Source organism: Henriciella mobilis, from assembly GCF_003576285.1.
Classification (GTDB): domain Bacteria; phylum Pseudomonadota; class Alphaproteobacteria; order Caulobacterales; family Hyphomonadaceae; genus Henriciella; species Henriciella mobilis.
In genome coordinates this window covers 226,463-240,968 of sequence record NZ_QWFX01000013.1, presented here as the reverse complement: position 1 = coordinate 240,968, position 14,506 = coordinate 226,463, and the positions used below count along the sequence as shown (strand labels likewise).

The window sequence follows — 14,506 nt, the reverse complement described above, 5'->3', positions numbered from 1 at the left end:
GCCTACTCCGCTGCTACAGGCGTTTCAAGGCCGCGCTTCATGAGCGAGCACTCCGCCATCGTCTTAGAAGCCCGGGCAATCGGGTTGGTGAGATAGAAATCCTCGAACGCCGCGCCAAAAGGACGCGCCTTTTCAAGCCCTTGGGCGGCGGCTGGCGCCTCCCGCAAGGCTTCGTACCCGGCCGTCCCCGGTGCGAAACCGAGCCCCGCGAAGACCTTGTTTTCTTCACGCAGCACTTCCCGCAATTCGTCCGCCGAATCATAAGGCAGTGTCTTGCCCACGACATCGGACAGCGCCCGGAAAATCGCCCAGCCCTCGCGCGCCTCGCCCTTTGGCTGGACAGCCTTTGAGGTCATCTGGACCCGGCCCTCGGTATTCACATAGGTCGCGTCCATCTCGGTATAGGCTGCGCACGGCAGGATGACATCCGCCTTCGACGCACCGGCCTCACCATGGTGGCCGACATAGACGACCTTCGTGTCGCCGAGATTGCTGAGGTCATGCTCGTCACCGCCAAGCAGTACGAGCGTATCGAGACCACCCGACAGCATCGCCGACGTGTCGCTGCCGCCCTCACCCGGCACGAAACCGACATCAAGTGCACCGACGCGGCCGGCGGCATTGTGCAGCACGCCGAACCCGGCCCAGTCTTCGCTGATAGCGCCTGCATCCAACGCGATCTTGTGCGCTGCGTTCAGAACGTCGATGCCGTTCTCGCCAACCAGCGCATGCTCGCCGATGACGACCATCGGCCGCTTGGCATCCTTGAACGTTTTCACGAATTCGCTGCTACCCGACAGAAGGCCCGGAAGATCGCCCGGCCCCGTTCCGAGGTGCTCATAATCATAGGTCAGGTCGACCGGCTCACCGACGACGCCCACCTTGAGATCGTTCCACAACCAGGCCTTGCGGATCCGGGCATTCCAGACAGCCGCCTCGACGCGTGGATTGGTGCCGATCAGCAGCAGCGCATCGGCGTCTTCGATTCCCATAAGGGTCGGATTCAGAACGTATTTCTCGCGAACTCCGTCCGCGCCGTAGCCCGCGCCGGCGGGCCGGCAGTCTAGCGACTTGGTCCCGATCTTTTCAGCCAGGTCCTTCGCCGCCTTCAGCTGTTCGACCTCTGTCAGGTCGCCCGCGAGGAAGCCGATCTTGTCCGCCGGTCCGCCCAGGAGCTCTGCCGTACGCGCCAGCGCTTCCTTCCAGCTGGCCGGACGCAGCTTACCATTCTCACGCACATACGGCTTGTCGAGGCGCTGGCGGGCAAGCCCGTCCCAGATGAAGCGCGACTTGTCCGACAGCCACTCCTCATTCACCTCTTCATTGAGAACCGGCATGATCCGCATCACCGCCGAGCCCTTGGCATCGACACGGATGGCGGATCCCATGGCATCCATGACGTCGATCGACTCGGTCTTGCGCAGCTCCCAGGGCCGCGCATTGTAAGCATATGGCTTGGAGGTCAGCGCGCCCACCGGGCAAAGATCGATGACATTACCGGATAGCTCAGAGGTCAGCGATTTTTCGAGATAGGTCGTGATCTCCGCATCCTCGCCGCGCGAGATCATGCCGATCTCCTCGACGCCAGCCACTTCAGCGGCAAAGCGGACACAGCGCGTGCACTGGATACAGCGGGTCATGATCGTTTTGACCAGCGGGCCCATATTCTTGTTCTCAACCGCGCGCTTGTTCAGCGCATAGCGCGAGCCGGCCCGACCATATGCCATCGCCTGGTCCTGCAGGTCGCACTCACCGCCCTGGTCGCAGATCGGACAGTCGAGCGGGTGGTTGATCAGCAGGAATTCCATGACGCCATTGCGCGCCTTCTCGACATAATCACCCTTGGTGAGAATGTTCGGCGGCGTGCCGTCCGGATTCATCCGCATTTCACCAACGGTCTGCGCGCAGCTGGCGATCGGCTTCGGTGCGCCTTTCCACTGAACCAGGCACATGCGGCAATTGCCGGCCACCGACAGGCGCTCATGATAGCAGAAGCGCGGAATCTCGGCGCCCGCTTCCTCACACGCCTGCATCAGCGTGTAGGACTTCGGCACTTCGATGTCCTTGCCGTCAATATTCAGCTTGAAAAGATCGTCAGCCATGAATCAGAACTCTTTCACGGGATTGAAGTCGGATTTCCGCGCCGCCGTATTCCAGCGCGCAAGAAGATAGGTCGGGATGATCACGAACAGGCCGCTCATCATGCTGGATGGCCGCCAGATCCGCTGCACGAACAGGTCGTAGGTGACGCCCAGAAGCAGCGCCAGCGTCGCCACAGCAACGATCGCCCAGAGGAATTTGGTGGAGACAAGCGCCAGCAGGCCGAGGCCGGCCAGCAGCCCCATCTTGATGACGGGAAGGAACACGCCTGGTGCCTGCAACATATCCGGCCCCAGCAGGCGCGCGAGCAGCATCAGGCCGAATACGTTCGTCCCGATGACAATAGCGCACCAGGTGGCGGTGATGATGTTGCGCAGCAGGTCCATGCCCCTCGTCTTCCCCTATTCCGCAGCGACGGTGCTGCCCTGCACGAGCGCGCGCGGCGCCCGGTACTGGGTGATGCGGTCTTCGATCTCGTGCCGGAAATGACGGATCAGCCCCTGGACCGGCCAGGCCGCCGCGTCGCCAAGCGCACAGATCGTGTGGCCCTCGATCTGCTGCGAGACGTCCAGCAGCATGTCGATTTCCTTGTGATCGGCTTCGCCCTTCGCCATCCGCTCAAGCACGCGCCACATCCAGCCGGTGCCTTCGCGGCATGGCGTACACTGGCCACAGCTTTCATGCTTGTAGAAATAGGAGATGCGCGCGATCGCCTTGATCAGGTCGGTCGACTTGTCCATCACGATGACCGCCGCCGTACCGAGGCCTGAGCGAAGGTCACGCAGCGTGTCGAAATCCATGTGGGCGTCCATGATCTGCTCGGCCGGCACCATCGGCACCGACGAGCCACCCGGAATGACGGCCTTGAGGTTGTCCCAGCCGCCCTTGATGCCGCCGCAATGGGTCTCGATCAGGTCCTTGAACCGGATCGACATCTCTTCCTCGACATTGCACGGCTTGTTCACATGGCCGGAAATGCAGAAGAGTTTGGTGCCGGTATTGTTCGGGCGGCCAAAGCCAGCGAACCAGTCTGCGCCGCGGCGCAGGATGGTCGGCGCAACGGCAATGGATTCAACGTTGTTGACGGTTGTCGGGCAGCCATAGAGGCCCGCATTCGCCGGGAATGGCGGCTTCAGGCGCGGCTGGCCCTTCTTGCCCTCGAGGCTTTCCAGCAGCGCGGTTTCCTCGCCGCAGATATAGGCGCCGGCACCGTGGTGGACGTAGAGATCGAAATCCCAGCCATTGACATTATCCTTGCCAATCAGCTTGGCCTCATAGGCTTCCTTGACCGCCTTCTCGAGCGCCTCGCGTTCGGCAATGTACTCGCCGCGCAGATAGACGTAACAGGCATGCGCGCGCATGGCGTAGGAAGCGACCATGCAGCCTTCGATCAGCAGATGCGGATCATGACGCATGATTTCCCGATCCTTGCAGGTGCCAGGCTCGGATTCGTCAGCGTTCACGACGAGATAGTGCGGGCGGTCCCGGACTTCCTTCGGCATGAAGGTCCATTTCAGGCCGGTCGGGAAACCCGCCCCGCCGCGCCCGCGCAGGCCTGACGCCTTGATCTGGTCGCAGATCCATTCCGGGGTCTGCTTCAGCATTTCCGGAACCAGGTGCCACGCGCCGCGCTTCTTCGCCTCTTCGAGATCGGGCGAATGCGTACCATAGAGATTGGTAAAGATGCGGTCCTTATCCTGCAGCATTACTCGTCACCTTCTTCCCGGCTCGATTCGACTTCGCCGGCATCGACCCGTTTGGAGAATTCCGTCTCGGCGCCGCTGGCCAGCTTTTTGGCTTGTCCGACCCAGTCCTCACGGCCAATCCGGCCGCGGAAGGACAGATAGCCCTCGACCCATTTCACATTGTCCGGCGTCCAAGCTGCGATCTGCTCGAACGTATAGATGCCGAGCGCGTTCAGCTGGTCCTCATTCTTGGGACCGATTCCGCTGATCCGCTTGAGATCGTCTGCCGGCTTGTCACCCTGCAGCGCTTCGGGCTTGTCGCCCTCAATCTCGGCCTCATCGACTTTCGGCTCTTCGCGATCAGTGTTCGTTGGCGGTGCCTTGTCGGGCTCAGCCTTGGCCTCCGGCTTCGGGTCGCTGGCAGGGGCCGCTTCCGGCAGGTTTGGCAGCGTGCTGACACCGTTGCGGCTGCCGTCATAGAGCCCGGCGTCCTTCAGCGTGGTGGCCCCACCTTCCGGCGCGCTTTTCTGACGGTCCACGAAGGTACCTGGCGCCACATCCACGCCATTCTTGAGCTTGTCCAGGATCTCGCCGAGCGATTCCGGCGTGAGGTCCTCGTAATAGTAGTCATTGATCTGGACCATTGGCGCATTCACGCACGCGCCGAGGCACTCGACTTCTTCCCAGGAGAGGCGCTGGTCGTCGGTGACGGCCATTTTCTTGCCGATCTTCTTCTCGCAGACCTTTTTGAGATCATTGGCACCGCGCAGCATGCACGGCGTCGTGCCACAAAGCTGGACGTGATGCTTGCCGACCGGCTGAAGGCGGAACATCGTATAGAAGGTCGCGACTTCATAGACGCGGATATACGGCATCTCCAGCCTGTCCGCGACGGCACGCATGGCCGGCTCGGACAGCCATCCATTATTGTCTTTCTGGGCAAGCCAGAGCAGCGGGATCACAGCCGAACGCTGCTTGCCTTCCGGATACTTGCCGAGCCAGAACGCGATGGTCGGCTCGGTCTCCGGCTTGAAGGCGAAGCTGTCACCGCCAGCTTCCATGTCGAAACGACGAAGTGCCATTACGCGGCTCCTCCGGAAAAATTAGCAACAATCAGAACGCTCACCGGTCGATCTCCCCGAACACGATATCGAGCGAGCCGAGAATGGCCGATACGTCTGCCAGCATGTGTCCCTTGCAGAGATGATCCATCGCCGCGAGGTGCGGATAACCCGGCGCGCGGATTTTCGCGCGATAGGGACGGTTCGAGCCATCTGACACCAGATAGACACCAAACTCGCCCTTTGGCGCCTCGACGGCGGCGTAGACTTCGCCCTCAGGCACGTGGAAGCCTTCGGTATAGAGCTTGAAGTGGTGGATCAGCGCTTCCATCGACCGCTTCATGTCTCCCCGGCGCGGCGGCGAGACTTTGGTTCCAGCCAGCAGAACTTCACCCGCCGGCATGTTCTCGATGCACCACTTCATGATGTCGTTGGCGATCAGCATCTCTTCCATGCGGACCACGTAGCGATCGTAATTGTCGCCATTGTTGCCGACGACCACTTCGAAGACCTCGCCCGGAATTTCGTCATAGATTTCATAGGGCTGCGAACGGCGAAGGTCCCATGGCAGGCCGGAGCCGCGGACCATGACGCCAGAAAAGCCCCATTCCATGATGGTCTTCTCGTCCACGACGCCGATATCGACATTGCGCTGCTTGAAGATACGGTTTTCCGAGATCAGCCCTTCGATATGAGCGAGCTTCTCGGGGAATTCCTCGCAGAAGACCATGATGTCATCGATCAGCGCCTGCGGCAGGTCCTGGTGGACACCGCCCGGGCGGAAATAGGCCGAGTGCATGCGCGAGCCGGAGGCCCGCTCATAAAAGCCCATCAGCTTCTCGCGCTCTTCAAAGCCCCAGGTAATCGGCGCAAGCGCTCCGACATCCATCGCCTGCGTCGTGATATTGAGCATATGCGACAGGATGCGGCCCATCTCCGAGTAAAGTACCCGGATGAACTTCGCGCGGCGCGGCACCTCAATGCCGAGCAGGCGCTCGATTGCGAGGCACCAGGCATGCTCCTGGTTCATCGGCGCGACATAGTCGAGCCGGTCGAAATAAGGCAGGCCCTGGAGATAGGTCTTGTATTCGAGAAGTTTTTCGGTGCCGCGGTGCAACAGGCCGACATGGCTGTCGATCCTTTCAATCACCTCGCCATCGAGATCCATGATCATGCGAAGCACGCCGTGCGCGGCCGGGTGCTGCGGACCAAAGTTCAGCGTGAATTTACGCTCGTCGATCGGGGTTGCGTCATCAGCCATTGCTTGGCTCCTCCCCTGCTTTCTCGTCGCCGGGCAGCTCCTTGGTCATGCCTTCCCATGGCGAGAGGAAATCGAAATTCCGGTATTCCTGGACAAGTTCAACCGGCTCGTTGACCACGCGCTTTTCAAGGTCGTCATAGCGCACCTGGGTAAAGCCGGTGAGCGGGAAGTCCTTGCGCAGCGGATAGCCCTCGAAACCGTAATCGGTGAGAATGCGGCGCATGTCCGGGTGGCCGGCAAAGCGGATGCCGTACATGTCGAACGCTTCGCGCTCGAACCAGTTGGCACTCGGGTGCAGGTCGACAAGGCTCGGCACCGGGGTCGCTTCGTCGGTCTTGATCTTGATGCGAATGCGCTGGTTCAGCCGCATGGAGAGGAAGTGATAGACCACGTCAAAGCGCTGACTGCGTTCCGGCCAGTCGACCCCGCAAATATCGATCAGCGTTTCAAAGACGCACTGATTGTCGTCCTTGAGGAACTTGGCGAGCTTCACGATCCCGTCGCGTTCGGCATAGACCGTCAATTCGCCATGCTTGACCTCATAGCGCTTGACCAGATCCGCCACGGCTTCACTGGAACGGATATGGTCGCCAAGATCGTTTAGAGCGTCTGTCATGTCTGTCGGTCCGGCCATTAGCGTTCGATCGAGCCTTCGCGGCGGATTTTCTTCTGCAGCTGCAGCATGCCGTAAACCAGCGCCTCCGCGGTCGGCGGGCAGCCCGGAATGTAGATGTCGACCGGCACGATCCGGTCGCAGCCGCGTACAACGGAATAGGAATAGTGGTAATAGCCGCCGCCATTCGCGCACGAGCCCATGGAGACCACATAACGCGGCTCAGGCATCTGGTCATAGACGCGGCGCAGCGCCGGGGCCATCTTGTTGGTCAGCGTGCCCGCGACGATCATCACGTCCGACTGGCGTGGGGAACCGCGCGGCGCCATGCCGAACCGCTCAAGGTCATAGCGGGGGTTGCCGGCCTGCATCATTTCGACTGCGCAGCACGCCAGGCCGAACGTCATCCACATCAGGGAGCCCGTCCGGGCCCAGGCGATCAGATCGTCGGCGCGGGCTGTGAAGAAGCCCTTGTCGGCAAGGTGGTCGGACAGGCCAGCAAAGAACGGGTCGTCGGCCCGGACATCGTGTCCGCCTTCGACACCGGCGCGGCCGGCTCCGAGTGCATATGGTTTGAAATCGTCGGCCATATTATTCCCACTCCAGCGCTCCGCGGCGCCATTCGTAGATAAAGCCCACGGTCAGCACGGTGAGGAAGAGGACCATGGACCAGAACCCGAAGACACCGATCGTTCCGAGGCTCACAGCCCAGGGAAACAGAAAGGCCACTTCGAGGTCAAAGATGATGAACAGGATCGAGACGAGATAGAAGCGGACATCGAATTTCATCCGCGCGTCGTCAAAGGCATTGAAGCCGCATTCATAGGCCGAATTCTTGGCCGGGTCGGGTGCGGACGGCGCGAGAATGGCCGATCCTAGAATGAACAGCAGGGAAATGATGACGCCCAACCCGAGGAAAAGGATGACCGGGAGATAGTCGAGCGCAAACTGTTCGATCTCTGTCATGAGGGCGACTCCTGATCGCTTGCCGTCGAAAGCGCCGGGTTAGGACGCTTTCGGCAGATTGGCAACACGTCACCTCATCAATCATAGGGCATTGAGCTGCAGAATCCGCCCCTTGGGCATGCGGCCTGGTGACACGGTGCTGGATCGGGCATCTGGCACGCGCTGCAAACAGGCCGCGCTGCCCCGAAATAGCAGCCAAGAGCGCGACTCATGCGTGGCGTACATCGAAAGCCCAAGGTTTCTTCATTGGACACCTGCCGGCGCATTTTCACACGAAAATCAATTCACTGGATCGAGTTCTTTTCGCGGCAGATGAAGAATGAATGGTGCCCGGGGGCGGATTTGAACCACCGACACGCGGATTTTCAATCCGCTGCTCTACCCCTGAGCTACCCGGGCTGGCCGCTTGGGGAACGCGCGTCATAGCTCTGCTGACCCGCCTTGTCCAATCCCCTTTATCAAGTTTTTGCAGCACCCCTGCAGAGGGCTCAGCTGTAGCGGGCTTCGACCTTCGGCTTGCTGCCCGCTTCGCCCGACCGCACAGCCTCGCAGGCGGCTTCGAGATCGGCCAGATAAGCGTCCACTACATCGGCATGCTTGGGCGACAGCATGAGATGCAGGCTGGGCGGCTGCTTCGTCACGGATGTGAACCAGCCGCGCCGGTAAATCTCGCCATAGAGCGCGAAGGAATGCAGGTCGGGATGATGAAAGGCGATCAGGCCAAGGACGGGCTTGCCGACGACCTGGAAACCGAGCCGGTCCAGCCCGGTCTCCAGGCGCTTGCGCGTCTCACAGACCTTGCCCTGCAAACGGCGATAACCTTCGACGCCCAGATAGTTCATCACCGCCCATGCCGCCGAAATCGCTCCGCCTGGACGTGTGCCGGCCAGTGTCGGCGTTTTCATCGGCGCACCGGACCAGCCGGCAAGGTCAAACGGCATGAAGCTGTAAAGATCCTCCGACCGGAACAGCACGGTTGAGGCGCCCTTGGCGGCATAGCCGTACTTGTGAAGGTCGGCGCTCATCGACATCACGCCCGGCACCTCGAAATCAAACGGCGGAACCGGCTCGCCATTCATCCGCGCGAATGGCGCGAAATAACCGCCAACGCACGCATCGACGTGCAACCAGACGCCTTTCTCCTGCGCGAGGCGGCCCAGCGCCTCGATGGGATCGATGATCCCGTGCGGAAAGTTCGGCGCGGAGCCGACCATCATGATCGTATCCTTGTCCACGGCCTCACCCATCGCGGCCGGGTCTGCCTCGAAACTGCCATCCGTCTTCAGAGGGATGCGGCGAACTTCGATGTCCATGAGGTGGGCAGCCTTGTCGAAGGCCAGATGGGCCGATTGCGGGAGGATGATGTTCGCTTGCTCTCTCGCCCTGCCCTGGCTGCGGGCATAGTCGCGCGCTGTCTTCACCGCCATGGTAATCGAATCGGTCCCGCCGGAGGTCATCGCCCCGGTCGCCTCCTCGGGGCCGTGGAGCAGGCCGAGCGCCATGGAGATCACGTCCTTCTCCATCTGCGCGAGCGACGGGAAAGCCAGCGGCCCGAGACCGTTCTCCGACATGAAGGCCGCATAAGCTTCCTTCTGGACGCGCTCGACATCCTCGCCGGCATTGAAGACATAGACAGCCGTCTTGCCATCCCGCCATTTGGCATCGCCCGCGCCTCGCGATTCCAGCATCGCCTTGATCGCCGGCCAGTCCTGGCCCTTTTCTGGTAATTTCATGGCTTGCACCTCCCGCCCACAGCATAGCCGGGTTGCGCGCAATGGCGACCCCTGCAGGACTTGAACCTGCAACCGTCGGATTAGAAGTCCGGTGCTCTATCCAGTTGAGCTAAGGGGCCGGATCGGGCGCTCAGTGCGTCCAGGGTTGCTTGCGATAGGCAGAGAAGTTCTCTGAATAGGACTTCACCAGCCGTTTCGGCTCCCTCGGCTCGTCGACCGTGAAGGTCAGCTTCTCGCGCTTGGCATAGTCGATTGCCTGCTCGCGCGTTTCAAAGTGAAGACGGACCTGGCCGGTCGTATCGTTGATGCTCGTCCAGCCCATGACCGGATCGGCCGAGCGTTCAGCCCCCGAACGGAACTCCAGAACCCATTCATGCGTCTTGCCGCGGCCTGACTGCATGGCTGACTTACGGGGCTTGTAGATACGTGCGTCCATGCCGAACCTCCGAACGAGCCGTCAATCGATGGTCGGAGCGAGAGGATTCGAACCTCCGACCCCCTGATCCCAAATCAGGTGCGCTACCAGGCTGCGCCACGCTCCGACATCGGACGCCCCTTCTATGAAGACACTGTCGGGCGGGCAAGTCCTATTTGCTGGTCCTGCGCAGTGCGCGAAAGGTTGCGTCCGCGCGCGCTGCCAGTTTCTCGCCGCCGACGAGCATCTCGGCCTCGACATGAACGACACCATCGTCGACCGAAACCACTCTCGGATGCGCCTCCAGCCAGTCGCCGGGGCGAATCGTATCGTAATAGCTCGTTGTCAGCTTGAGTGTCACCGACATGCGATGCGTCGCATGCCAGACCGCCCAGGCAAGCGCGCCGTCGGCAAAGGCGCTGACCATGCCGCCATGCATGAAGCCCATGCTGTTGCAGTGCCGGTCGAGCACCCAGAGGCCGCTCCTGATGTCGCCGGTCTCGATCGCCCGGTAAACGGGGCCGTTGCGCGTTGTGAAAGGCCCTCGAGATTTCGAGATCTCGAATCCGGGCGGCGGCGGTTTGGCCTCGCCGTCCTTATCCGACATCGGTGGCGAAGATCGCATGATTGACTGTGTCGCCCGGCTCGATTCCGAGCGCAGCGGCGCGGCCACCGTTGATCTCGAGGACACCTTTCACCGGCATTCCGGGCGAAATCGTGCGCAGCGATCCGGGAACCGTATTGCGGGCAATCATCTGGATCGTGCCATCGGAGGAGATGAACAGCATGTCGAGCGGGATCAGCGTGTTCTTCATCCACATGGCCGGCTCGCGAGGATTGCCGAAGTCGAAGAGCATGCCGGCATTCTTGGCAAGCGACTCGCGGTTCATGAGGCCGTAGGAAATTTCCTCAGGCTCGTCGGCGATCTCGATATTGAAGACCTGCTCGCCTGCCTCGGTTTCAATCGTCAGCGTACCGGTCTCCAGCCCCTGGGCCGTCGCCGCAGCGAAAGAGGACAGTGCGAAAAGGACCAGCGCGGTCATCGTAGATGTGATCAGCTTCATGGAGCTTCGTGTAGCGCCATCGCATCGGGGCGGCAACTATCCGTTGTCGTCCTCTTTCAGCGTTGCGGATGCGACATGCTCGCCCTTCGGGCCTGTCTCGATCGTCGCCACAAGCAGCGTCCCTGATTCGACGCCGCTGATCCCGCCCCGGCGCAGGACGGAAATATGGACGAAAATATCAACATCGCTATTGGGCCGGTTCACGAAGCCGAAGCCCTTTGTGGTGTTGAACCATTTGACAATGACCGTTTCAGGCTCAGCCACCTCGCCCATTTCGCGGGCGAGGACCGCCTTGGGTCGGTCCATCTCGAGGATGTTATCGACCTGCCAGCCCTTGCCGCTGCGAATAGCGTCGCAGACGATGCGAGCGCCCTCATCGGCATAGGCTTCGCCAAATTTCCGAAGACAGGAGATGTGCAGCATGACGTCCGAACGGACTTCGTCATCGACCGTGGAGTCAGGAATGACGAAGCCATAACCCTTGGCGACGTCAAACCATTTGATATGCCCGATAACCCGTACCACGGGCTCAGGTTCAGGCCGTTCGCTTTTCGAAGTCAATGCAGTCATCTACCATCAGTCCCAATTGATCGATGATATGAACGGAAATGGCGAAAGTCATCCCTGGGATGACCGTAGATTCACCAATTGCACGAAAACTGTGATGAAAGTGGCACTCCCTAGGGGAATCGAACCCCTCTTTCCAGGTTGAAAACCTGGCGTCCTAACCGATAGACGAAGGGAGCGCTCGGTTGGAAGGCGTGCGTATAGCGAGGCTTTTTCCGCGGTTCAAGTCGAGTTTCAGCATCCGCTCCAGTTTTTATCAGTTCGATGCCGCGTCGGCTGCATCAACCACTTCAAACTGGACGCGTCTGCGCCCGTTCCACTCATTTTCCTTCAGACGGCCGACAAGGTGCACATTGCGCCCGGCACTGATGGCCTGACCGGCTTCAGTATCGGCCGCGCGCCAGTAAATGCATTCCAGGCGGGCCGAGCCGTCATCGGCGATGAACCGGACATGGTTCTGGCCCACGATGCGCGGCGATAGTGGGCGGACATCCCTGATGGCGAAAACAGGCTGCGGCGCGCCCTGACCGAAGGGGCCGAGGGAATCGATCTGCTCACAAAGCTCGAGCGTGGCCGCAGCCGGAGCCAGCACGCCATCGACCTCTAGGCGAAGCGCTTCCGCCCGCGCCTCGGCGAATGCGCCCATGTGGGTGGCCATCCAGTCGCTGAAGGCTTCGATTCTTTCAGGCTCTACGCTCAGGCCGCCCGCCATGGCATGCCCACCGCCAGTCAGGATCACGCCTTCCCGGGCCGCCTGGCTGATCGCGTCGCCGATATTGACGCCCTTCACCGAACGGGCCGAGCCTTTCGCGACTGGGCCAAGCCCCTCACCATGCCCGATCACGATGGTCGGCAAGTGGAAGCGGTCCTTAATGCGTCCGGCAACAATCCCGATGATGCCGGGATGCCAGCCTTCGCCCGAGGCGACAATCACATTGCGGCCGGGCTGCTGCTCGATCTGCCGTTCGGCCTGTGCCGTCGCCTGTTCGAGAATCATGGCCTCGACGGCCTTTCGCTCCTGATTGAGGCCATCGAGCTGCTCGGCGAGTGCAATCGCTTCGGCCCGGTCGTCCGTGGCCAAGAGCTTCGCCGCGAGCCACGGGTCGCCGACGCGCCCGCCGGCATTGAGCCGCGGCCCAAGCATGAAAGTCGCATGGTAGACGCTTTCCACCGTCCCGATCCCTGCTATGTCAGCAAGGGCCCGCAGGCCCGGATTCTGGCCGCGCGCCATGATCTTGAGGCCCTGGCGGACAAAGGCCCGATTGGCATCCTGCAGGGGCGACATGTCGCAAAGCGTGCCTAGCGCGCAGAGGTCCAGCCATTGCAGAATGTCGGGCAACCCGCCTTCGGGCGCGATTCCCCGCTCGCGCGCCACCTTGTTCATGGCGGCCAGTAAGACAAACACGACCCCCGCGGCGGCCAGATGCCCATATCCGGATGTATCGTCCGCCCGGTTCGGATTGACCAGTGCAGTCGTCTCCGGCAGGGCCGTGCCCATCAGGTGGTGGTCGACGACAATCACCGGGAGCGCGATACGGCGGGCCTCTTCAAGCGCAGCCGTCGCTGCCGCCCCGCAATCGACAGTGACGACGAGGTCGGCGCCCTGCTCTTTCAGATGGCGGAAGGCTTCCGGCGACGGGCCGTAGCCTTCAAGGAGGCGGTCGGGAACGTAGAGGCCCATCTCCCGCCCCCAGTGCCGGAAATAGCGCGCCAGCAAGGCGGAGGAGGTGCCACCATCGACGTCATAGTCAGCAAAGACAACAACGCGCCGGTTTTCAGCGATGGCGTCCAGCAGAAGGCCTGCGGCCTTCTCCATGTCCTGGAAGGTCGAGGGGTCGGGAAACGTGTCCTTCAGACGGGGCGCGAGATAGGACGCAGCGCTGTCTGCTGTCACGCCGCGCAACATCAGCAGCCGGCAGACAAGATCAGGCAGACCGGTCTGCAGGGCAAATTTCCGCAGCGCGTCTTCATCGGTTGCCGACAGGGACCAGAAACGTCCCGTCAGCGAACGCTCTACTCCGAAAAGCCGACCGACGTCCGGCATCGCCTAGGCTGTGCGGTGGCGCGTGGTAATCTTGCGGACCATGCCGTCGGCCGAGCTCATGACGAGCGTGTCCGTGATCGTGACACCCGGGCGCGAGACGACGCCATCCACCAGGCCGCCCTTGGTGACGCCCGTGGCGCAGAACACCGTTTCGCCGCTGGCAAGCTCGTTGAGGTCGTATTTGCGGTCGAATTCCTCGACGCCGACCCGGCGTGCCCGGTTCTTCTCGTCCTCATTGCGGAAGACCAGCCGGCCCTGCATCTGACCGCCGACACATTTCAGCGCCGCTGCGGCCAGCACGCCCTCAGGCGCACCGCCCTGCCCGACATAGAGGTCGATCCCGGTGTCGGAATTGGTTGTGTTGATCACGCCAGCGACGTCGCCATCGGAGATCAGGCAGATGCGCGCTCCAACGCTGCGCAGGCTTTCGATGATCTCGGCATGACGCGGACGGTCGAGCACACAGGCGGTCATCGCCTCGACCGGACGGTCGAGGAATTTCGCCAGCGCCTTGATATTGTCGGCCGGCGACTCGTCGAGATCGACGATGCCCTCCGGAAAGCCGGGGCCAATCGCAATCTTGTCCATATAGGTATCGGGCGCATGCAGCAGGCCGCCACGTGGCGCGATCGCCAGCACCGCCAGCGCATTTGCCATCGCTTTTGCAGTCAGCGTCGTGCCTTCAAGCGGATCCAGCGCAATGTCGATGGCCGGACCGTTACCGGTGCCGACTTCCTCGCCGATATACAGCATCGGGGCTTCGTCGCGCTCGCCCTCACCAATCACGATACGGCCCTGGAAGTTGACCGAATTGAAGGCGGTCCGCATGGCATCGACGGCAGCCTGGTCAGCTGCCTTTTCATCGCCCTTGCCCGCCAGCTTGGCTGCCGCAATAGCAGCCACTTCGGTAACCCGAACCATCGCATCGGAGAGATGCGGCACCAGAACACTTTCTGTCATTTCTTTCCCTGACCCGCCGGATTTTCGAACCCGGCTC

The 14,506-nt window shown here is 61.5% G+C and carries 15 protein-coding genes and 4 tRNA genes; all 19 read right to left on the bottom strand.

Annotated features, from left to right (window positions below; genetic code table 11):
* Nucleotides 1–2: 2 nt before the first annotated feature.
* Nucleotides 3–2,102 carry an NADH-quinone oxidoreductase subunit NuoG gene (gene nuoG / locus D1223_RS11680; RefSeq protein WP_119376604.1) on the bottom strand — a complete coding sequence of 700 codons (2,100 nt, stop codon included), beginning with the start codon at nt 2,100–2,102 and terminating at the stop codon, nt 3–5.
* Between the two features lie 3 nt (nt 2,103–2,105).
* Nucleotides 2,106–2,486 carry a hypothetical protein gene (locus D1223_RS11675; protein ID WP_119376603.1) on the bottom strand — a complete coding sequence of 127 codons (381 nt, stop codon included), beginning with the start codon at nt 2,484–2,486 and terminating at the stop codon, nt 2,106–2,108.
* 15 nt (nt 2,487–2,501) lie between these two features.
* Complete coding sequence (gene nuoF / locus D1223_RS11670; protein WP_119376602.1) at nt 2,502–3,806, bottom strand: NADH-quinone oxidoreductase subunit NuoF; 1,305 nt, start codon at nt 3,804–3,806, stop codon at nt 2,502–2,504.
* The gene (gene nuoE / locus D1223_RS11665) at nt 3,806–4,867 is read right to left on the bottom strand and encodes an NADH-quinone oxidoreductase subunit NuoE (protein WP_119376601.1); all 1,062 of its coding nucleotides are present in this window, start codon (nt 4,865–4,867) and stop codon (nt 3,806–3,808) included. The genes nuoF and nuoE overlap by 1 nt, the downstream gene beginning before the upstream one ends.
* 40 nt (nt 4,868–4,907) lie before the next feature.
* Complete coding sequence (locus tag D1223_RS11660; RefSeq protein ID WP_119376600.1) at nt 4,908–6,107, bottom strand: NADH-quinone oxidoreductase subunit D; 1,200 nt, start codon at nt 6,105–6,107, stop codon at nt 4,908–4,910.
* Entirely contained in the window at nt 6,100–6,723 is a 624-nt protein-coding gene (locus D1223_RS11655) for an NADH-quinone oxidoreductase subunit C (protein ID WP_119377125.1), read from the bottom strand. Before D1223_RS11655 ends, D1223_RS11660 begins: the two co-directional genes overlap by 8 nt.
* A 17-nt stretch (nt 6,724–6,740) precedes the next feature.
* Entirely contained in the window at nt 6,741–7,310 is a 570-nt protein-coding gene (locus D1223_RS11650) for a NuoB/complex I 20 kDa subunit family protein (protein WP_119376599.1), read from the bottom strand.
* A gap of 1 nt (nt 7,311) precedes the next feature.
* Nucleotides 7,312–7,677, bottom strand: coding sequence for an NADH-quinone oxidoreductase subunit A (locus tag D1223_RS11645; protein ID WP_407646984.1), 366 nt, complete (start codon nt 7,675–7,677; stop codon nt 7,312–7,314).
* A gap of 333 nt (nt 7,678–8,010) precedes the next feature.
* Nucleotides 8,011–8,085, bottom strand: a tRNA-Phe gene (locus D1223_RS11640).
* A gap of 89 nt (nt 8,086–8,174) precedes the next feature.
* Nucleotides 8,175–9,419 (bottom strand): pyridoxal phosphate-dependent decarboxylase family protein, encoded by a 1,245-nt coding sequence (locus D1223_RS11635; protein WP_119376597.1) that lies wholly within the window; start codon nt 9,417–9,419, stop codon nt 8,175–8,177.
* 42 nt (nt 9,420–9,461) lie between these two features.
* Nucleotides 9,462–9,538 (bottom strand) — tRNA-Arg (locus tag D1223_RS11630).
* 11 nt (nt 9,539–9,549) lie between these two features.
* A complete protein-coding gene (locus tag D1223_RS11625; protein WP_119376596.1) occupies nt 9,550–9,855 on the bottom strand; it encodes an ETC complex I subunit in 306 nt (101 codons plus the stop codon).
* Between the two features lie 29 nt (nt 9,856–9,884).
* Nucleotides 9,885–9,961, bottom strand: a tRNA-Pro gene (locus tag D1223_RS11620).
* Nucleotides 9,962–10,006: 45 nt separating this feature from the next.
* Entirely contained in the window at nt 10,007–10,459 is a 453-nt protein-coding gene (locus D1223_RS11615) for a PaaI family thioesterase (protein ID WP_233353135.1), read from the bottom strand.
* Nucleotides 10,431–10,898, bottom strand: a complete 468-nt coding sequence (locus tag D1223_RS11610) for a DUF192 domain-containing protein (RefSeq protein WP_119376594.1) — start codon at nt 10,896–10,898, stop codon at nt 10,431–10,433. The genes D1223_RS11615 and D1223_RS11610 overlap by 29 nt, the downstream gene beginning before the upstream one ends.
* A gap of 36 nt (nt 10,899–10,934) precedes the next feature.
* Nucleotides 10,935–11,468 carry a cold-shock protein gene (locus D1223_RS11605; RefSeq protein WP_119376593.1) on the bottom strand — a complete coding sequence of 178 codons (534 nt, stop codon included), beginning with the start codon at nt 11,466–11,468 and terminating at the stop codon, nt 10,935–10,937.
* 101 nt (nt 11,469–11,569) lie between these two features.
* Nucleotides 11,570–11,644 (bottom strand) — tRNA-Glu (locus D1223_RS11600).
* Nucleotides 11,645–11,721: 77 nt separating this feature from the next.
* On the bottom strand, nt 11,722–13,509 hold the full coding sequence (recJ, locus tag D1223_RS11595) for a single-stranded-DNA-specific exonuclease RecJ (protein WP_119376592.1): 1,788 nt from the start codon (nt 13,507–13,509) through the stop codon (nt 11,722–11,724).
* Nucleotides 13,510–13,512: 3 nt separating this feature from the next.
* Nucleotides 13,513–14,469 (bottom strand): class II fructose-bisphosphatase, encoded by a 957-nt coding sequence (gene glpX, locus D1223_RS11590; RefSeq protein ID WP_119376591.1) that lies wholly within the window; start codon nt 14,467–14,469, stop codon nt 13,513–13,515.
* Between the last annotated feature and the right edge of the window lie 37 nt (nt 14,470–14,506).

What these genes read in the sequence shown, in the direction of transcription:
- nuoG (WP_119376604.1), bottom strand. Translation starts at nt 2,102, where the DNA reads ATGGCTGACGATCTTTTCAAGCTGAATATTGACGGCAAGGACATCGAA.
- D1223_RS11675 (WP_119376603.1), bottom strand. Translation starts at nt 2,486, where the DNA reads ATGGACCTGCTGCGCAACATCATCACCGCCACCTGGTGCGCTATTGTC.
- nuoF (WP_119376602.1), bottom strand. Translation starts at nt 3,806, where the DNA reads ATGCTGCAGGATAAGGACCGCATCTTTACCAATCTCTATGGTACGCAT.
- nuoE (WP_119376601.1), bottom strand. Translation starts at nt 4,867, where the DNA reads ATGGCACTTCGTCGTTTCGACATGGAAGCTGGCGGTGACAGCTTCGCC.
- D1223_RS11660 (WP_119376600.1), bottom strand. Translation starts at nt 6,107, where the DNA reads ATGGCTGATGACGCAACCCCGATCGACGAGCGTAAATTCACGCTGAAC.
- D1223_RS11655 (WP_119377125.1), bottom strand. Translation starts at nt 6,723, where the DNA reads ATGACAGACGCTCTAAACGATCTTGGCGACCATATCCGTTCCAGTGAA.
- D1223_RS11650 (WP_119376599.1), bottom strand. Translation starts at nt 7,310, where the DNA reads ATGGCCGACGATTTCAAACCATATGCACTCGGAGCCGGCCGCGCCGGT.
- D1223_RS11635 (WP_119376597.1), bottom strand. Translation starts at nt 9,419, where the DNA reads ATGAAATTACCAGAAAAGGGCCAGGACTGGCCGGCGATCAAGGCGATG.
- D1223_RS11625 (WP_119376596.1), bottom strand. Translation starts at nt 9,855, where the DNA reads ATGGACGCACGTATCTACAAGCCCCGTAAGTCAGCCATGCAGTCAGGC.
- D1223_RS11615 (WP_233353135.1), bottom strand. Translation starts at nt 10,459, where the DNA reads ATGCGATCTTCGCCACCGATGTCGGATAAGGACGGCGAGGCCAAACCG.
- D1223_RS11610 (WP_119376594.1), bottom strand. Translation starts at nt 10,898, where the DNA reads ATGAAGCTGATCACATCTACGATGACCGCGCTGGTCCTTTTCGCACTG.
- D1223_RS11605 (WP_119376593.1), bottom strand. Translation starts at nt 11,468, where the DNA reads ATGACTGCATTGACTTCGAAAAGCGAACGGCCTGAACCTGAGCCCGTG.
- recJ (WP_119376592.1), bottom strand. Translation starts at nt 13,509, where the DNA reads ATGCCGGACGTCGGTCGGCTTTTCGGAGTAGAGCGTTCGCTGACGGGA.
- glpX (WP_119376591.1), bottom strand. Translation starts at nt 14,469, where the DNA reads ATGACAGAAAGTGTTCTGGTGCCGCATCTCTCCGATGCGATGGTTCGG.